The organism is Actinomadura soli (genome assembly GCF_005889715.1).
Classification (GTDB): Bacteria; Actinomycetota; Actinomycetes; order Streptosporangiales; family Streptosporangiaceae; genus Spirillospora; species Spirillospora soli.
In genome coordinates this window covers 1-5,024 of sequence record NZ_VCKW01000406.1, presented here as the reverse complement: position 1 = coordinate 5,024, position 5,024 = coordinate 1, and the positions used below count along the sequence as shown (strand labels likewise).

5 protein-coding genes and 1 tRNA gene are annotated in these 5,024 nt (G+C 68.5%); all 6 read left to right on the top strand.

The window, feature by feature from the left end:
• Positions 1 to 713: 713 nt before the first annotated feature.
• Positions 714 to 825: transfer RNA gene (locus ETD83_RS43270), tRNA-Lys, on the top strand.
• Positions 826 to 1,111: 286 nt separating this feature from the next.
• Positions 1,112 to 1,717: a dihydrofolate reductase family protein gene (locus ETD83_RS39270; protein WP_138650288.1), complete on the top strand. Its 606-nt coding sequence runs from the start codon at positions 1,112 to 1,114 to the stop codon at positions 1,715 to 1,717.
• 406 nt (positions 1,718 to 2,123) lie between these two features.
• Complete coding sequence (locus ETD83_RS39265; protein WP_138650286.1) at positions 2,124 to 2,306, top strand: hypothetical protein; 183 nt, start codon at positions 2,124 to 2,126, stop codon at positions 2,304 to 2,306.
• A gap of 362 nt (positions 2,307 to 2,668) precedes the next feature.
• A complete protein-coding gene (locus tag ETD83_RS44080) occupies positions 2,669 to 2,911 on the top strand; it encodes a hypothetical protein (RefSeq protein ID WP_205718141.1) in 243 nt (80 codons plus the stop codon).
• Positions 2,904 to 3,893 (top strand): polyprenyl synthetase family protein, encoded by a 990-nt coding sequence (locus ETD83_RS39255; protein ID WP_138650284.1) that lies wholly within the window; start codon positions 2,904 to 2,906, stop codon positions 3,891 to 3,893. Before ETD83_RS44080 ends, ETD83_RS39255 begins: the two co-directional genes overlap by 8 nt.
• A partial coding sequence (locus tag ETD83_RS39250) for an oxygenase MpaB family protein (protein ID WP_138650282.1) occupies positions 3,886 to 5,024 on the top strand: 1,139 nt, incomplete at its 3' end. The genes ETD83_RS39255 and ETD83_RS39250, both read left to right, overlap by 8 nt.

The following is a 5,024-nucleotide window of genomic DNA, read 5'->3' as shown; positions in this document are numbered from 1 at the left end:
CCCCTACGCCAAAGGAACCTGGGGGCCCGACGAAGCCACCACCTTCGTTCCCGGCGGCTGGCACGAAATCTCCACCACCTTCGACTGATGCGCACGAGCCTGGATATGGGCCCGAGGGTGGCGACAACGACGAGGCCGAGAAGCCGCAGACCGCCTCCCTCACCCGCGCCCAGTCAAACGCCGTGGCACGGTTCACCCCGACCAGCCAAACAGCACCCGAGATGGTGCCGTTCTCCCGATCCAGCGCCTCGAAGAACCTCGCCCACGGATCCAGACGATCAGAAGACTGTGAACCGGGACGGGATCGTCAGGCGGGCGCCCGATGGGGCGACCGTGAGCGCCGGTCTGCGGCGGACCCCGTAGAGGATTCGGTCCTGCGCAGTAACGCTGCTATGGCTGTGGTGTAGCTCAAGCGCCTACGCCAACTTGCGGGGGTACCCCGGCTCCTAGCCGTAGCCGTCTTGGTCCGTCTGAAGCGTCAGAACCGATTCGGCTGCGGGTACAGCCGCATACCTGATCCGGACTTACAGGGCGCGCATCAATAGCGCGCCGGTAGCGACAATGCGCTGCGGGTTTATTGGGCGTGTCGGTCCACCGACATGAACTCCCATGGATGACGGGACCGGGTCGGCTTGCGCCCATGTCGGCTCGGTATTTGCTCGGCGGTTCTGAAACGGATCGGCATACGGCGGGCATTGTGCGGCACGGAGATCGGGCTGGATACGCACAGAGCGGCACAGGCCAACCCCGAGAATGCCGCTCTGACATGACAATTTCGGACTTTTAATCCGTAGGTTGTGGGTTCGAGTCCCACGCAACCTACCACCGGTGACCAGCACAAACGAAGAAAATGCCCGGTTCGCCGAGCGCCCGGCATGCCCCGCTTCGTCCCCGCGGTTGCTCGATACCTGCTCGGCGGCTCGATCCGGGCTCGCTGCGCCGCCGCGAGTGCTTCTGAGGCCACGCGAGCAGGAACGCCTGGTGTCCATATGGCCGCGGACGTGGCCACCCGGCACAGGGGCGAGACTGGCTGACTGTCCGGAAGCGGCGGCCGATGAGTTTGTGGCCCGTGGCCGGTCAACCTCGTGACAACCGAGGAAAGGACGCCGCCATGTCGGAGCTTCTTGTCGACTTCATCACCTCCCTCGACGGCTACGCATCGGGTGAGGGATGGCCCGGGTTCTGGGGCCTGGAGGGCCCGGAGTACCTCGCATGGCTCGGTGAGCAGCCGGAGGCCACCTATCTGATGGGAGCGAACACCTACCGCCTGATGTCGGGCTTCGCCGCCGGCGACGTCCCGGATGGCCAGGACGAGTTCAGGCCGGAAGAAGAGGCGTCGGTCGACGAGCTCACGCGAGCGTCCAAGGTGGTGTTCTCCTCCTCACTCCAGGAGCCACTGACGTGGGCCAACTCCACGCTCGTCGGCGACGACGCCGTCGAGGCGGTCCGCGCCATGAAGTCGAGTGGCTCGGGACTCCTCAGCACCATCGGCAGCCTCAGCCTGTGCCGGTCCCTGCTGCGAGCCGGACTCGTCGACCGCTTCCGAGTCGTGATGTTCCCGGTGATCACTGGGGCCACGGGCGCGGAACGCATCTACGACGGCTATCCGGACGTTGCCCTGGAGATGATCGATCACCGCACCTTCGACGGCCGCATCCAGTTGGTCGAGTACAAGCCCCGCGTGCTCGAGCACCCGCCGCTCGGCGCCCCTGCGTAACGCCGCCCCGCCCGCCGGTCTGAACCCGCCGCCACACCGGCGGGCGCGGAGCAAGCCAGAGAAAATGGCTGTGCTGAGAGGTCGCCCGGGTAGGTGCGGGTCGGTGATGCAGAACAGGCACGTGCCTCGGGAACAGAAGAGGTGTTCTACGGCGCGCGCCCCCTGCCTCATCGCTTAACGACCGGTCAAGGTCGGCCGCTCCCTCGTAGGTACTGATGGCGGCTTCTGCTTGCGGCGCGGCGTCCTGCTCAGCTCCCGGCAACCAGATGGATGCGTCCGCGGCGTAGTACATCTGCCGGGGAGCCGGGAGGGTCATGATGCCGCCGAGCTCATTCAGGTCGTCATGGTCGACGGTCTCGCGCCTCCTCCGCCCCGCTGGACCGTGCCTTTACGAGACGCTGAGAGCATGGCAAGTGCGGTCCCCACCTTCGGCTGCCAGCGGCACCGTCCGGAAGATCGCCTGGACCACGGTCGGGTCACGACGTTCGGCCACGCCCGCAGTGCTACGAGCCCATTCGCGATCCTGGCCGGGTTCGACTCCGCCCTCTCCGTGCCCGTGGGCGCCGACCTGACCCTCCCGAGGTCGTGACCTCGCAGGGCATGCAAAGCCCCCAAGGATGAGCACAACAATGCCGCTCAACCCTCAATGATGGGCATTCCACCAGGCAACACTCCATTGAGTGACTGTCTTGTCCGCTCTATGGAATGGCACGTGTGGCAGTGGCATTCGTGGAGGTCGTATCCGCACCGCCAAGACCACGTCGCGCTTCCCAAAATCCAGACAGCGGCGAGCGGCCCTCTCGTCCGAGGCGATCATTTGGGACAACCGAGTGGCATCTGACGCCAGCATGCCCTCACCAGGCAGTGAGAACTGTGATGGGTCGATGGCAGGACGTGACCAGAAGTGAGTTGATATTGCCGATGGTGTCGCCTACCTGACTGTGAGTTGCGATGGCGCGAAACGAGGATGCCGGGGCGCGCGACGAGGTGCTCCACCTGGCGGCCGGGGCGGCCGATGTGGTGATGGGCGGGATCCGGGGCGCGGTACGGCGTCTTCCCGGGCTGGGCGAGGTGCGGCAGGAGCTGCGGGCGCGGGGCGAGCTGGCGCTGCGGCGGACCGCACAGGCGCCGCCGGCGCACATGGAGGTTCTGGCCCGGCGGGTGAGTGAGCGTCCCGCCCGGAACGATGGGTGACCTTCGGGTCCGTGTCGACCGGGCCCTGGCGGAGTTCGTCGAGTCTGAGATCGGTGCGCTGACGGCGCTGGACGGCGAGCTGGCGCCGGTGGCCGAGCAGCTGCGCGCGTCGGTGGCCGGGGGCAAGCGAATCCGCCCGGCGTTCTGCTACTGGGGGTGGCGGGCCGCCGGACAGCCCGATGCCGAGCCGATGGTGCGGGCGGCCGCAGCGTTGGAACTGGTGCACGCGGCGGCGATCGTCCACGACGACATCATCGACCGCAGCCCGCTGCGGCGCGGCCGGGTCACCGCGCACGCCAGGCTCGGCGACGGCCTGGCCATCATGATCGGTGACCTGCTGCTGGCGTGGGCGGGAGAGCTGTTCCACACCTCGGGGCTGCCGCGCACGTTCCTGGCCCGGGCCGTCTCGGCGTGGACAGCGATGGGCAGGGAGCTGATCGCGGGCGAGTGCCTAGAAATACTGCGGACCGGCGCCGCACCGGACGTGGCACTGTCGCTGCAGGTCGTGCGTTTGAAGACCGGGTCCTACACGATCGAGTGGCCGCTGCGGATCGGCGCCATCCTGGGCGGCGCGACGCCCGCGGTGCTGGACGCGCTGGCCGCCTACGCCCGGCCGCTGGGCGAGGCGTTCCAATTGCGCGACGACCTGTGGGGAGTGTTCGGCGACCCCGCCGACACCGGCAAATCGTCGCTGGACGACCTGACCGGCCGCAAACCCACCGCGCTGCTGGCCCTCACGCTGGAACGCGCCGACGACGATGACCGCGCCCGATTACAGGAACTGCTGCAGGCTTCGGTCCAGGAGGGCGAGACCGCGCAGATCCGGCAGATCATGCGCCGCTCGGGCGCCCGCGACCAGATCCGGCAGATGATCGACGACCGCGCCGCCGCAGCCCGGGCGGCCCTGGAACACGTGCGCCTGCCGCCCGGGGCCGCAGGCGCCCTGACCCGACTGATCACCGAGGTGACCGCAGATGCCTGAATCCGCCGACCAGACCGGCCCGGCCGCCGCGACCGGCCGGTACACCGACGCCTACCTGGACGCGCTGCGCCTCAAGGGCGACGACCTGGCCGACGCCACCGTGGAGGCCCTGTTCACCGGCGGGCAGGTGCCCCGGTTCAACACGCTGATGCGCTGGTTCACCACCTCCGGACAGGACCTGCCCGTGGGCCTGCCCGACGCCGCCCGCGACTACCTGCAGTCCACGGCCACACCGCCCGACTGGGTGGACTGGCCGACGATGGAAAAGGCCCGGCAGTTCTTCATCGACAACGACGTCCACATCTCCACCGCGCTGTCGTTCGCGTCCATGCCCGCCTGCTACGTCGTCCCGCACGTGGCCAGGCTGCTGTCGACCACCCACTCGCTGGACTACCCAGCGCGGCGGATGGCGGAGACCGGCCAGTTCACCGTCTACCTCATGCAACCCGACGCGTTCGAGGCCGGCGGCCGGTTCCTGCCCGCCGCGCAGAAGGTCCGGCTGCTGCACGCCACCATCCGCCGCCACCTGCGCCAACAGGACCGCTGGCCCGAACCCGTGGCGATCTGCCAGGAGGACATGCTCGGCGGGCTGATGATGTTCAGCATCCAGGTCCTGGACGCCCTGCACCGCCTCGGCGTCCACATCACCCCCGACGGCGCCGACGCCTACTACTACGCCTGGAAGGTCGTGGGCGCCATCCTCGGCTGCGACCCCGACGACATCCCGCCCGACCTGAACGCCGCCCGCGAGTTCTCCGACCGGTACATGCTGCGGCATATGGGCCCCTCGCCCGAAGGCGCCCACCTGACCCGGCAACTGATCGACATGTACGAACAGGTCGTCCCCGGCACTCTGCTGGACCCCCTCGTCCCCGCCCTCATCCGCTACCTGATCGGCGACACCGCCGCCGACTGGCTCCAGGTCCCCCGCTCCCGCTTCGACACCCTCGTCAAGGCCGCCCCCACCCTGCTGAACACCATCGAACACTTCGAAGACCGCGGCCCCTGGGCCGCCCAACTCTCCGACCGCCTCGGCCGCCTGATCACCCACCTGGAACTGTCCTCACTGACCCGCGGCCGCGTCATGCACTACGCCATCCCCGAGGAACTCAAACCCGCCCACGGCATCCC

Bases quoted from the DNA above. Each gene is read 5' to 3' on its own strand.
- ETD83_RS39270 (WP_138650288.1), top strand. From the start codon at position 1,112: ATGTCGGAGCTTCTTGTCGACTTCATCACCTCCCTCGACGGCTACGCA.
- ETD83_RS39265 (WP_138650286.1), top strand. From the start codon at position 2,124: ATGGCAAGTGCGGTCCCCACCTTCGGCTGCCAGCGGCACCGTCCGGAA.
- ETD83_RS39255 (WP_138650284.1), top strand. From the start codon at position 2,904: ATGGGTGACCTTCGGGTCCGTGTCGACCGGGCCCTGGCGGAGTTCGTC.
- ETD83_RS44080 (WP_205718141.1), top strand. From the start codon at position 2,669: ATGGCGCGAAACGAGGATGCCGGGGCGCGCGACGAGGTGCTCCACCTG.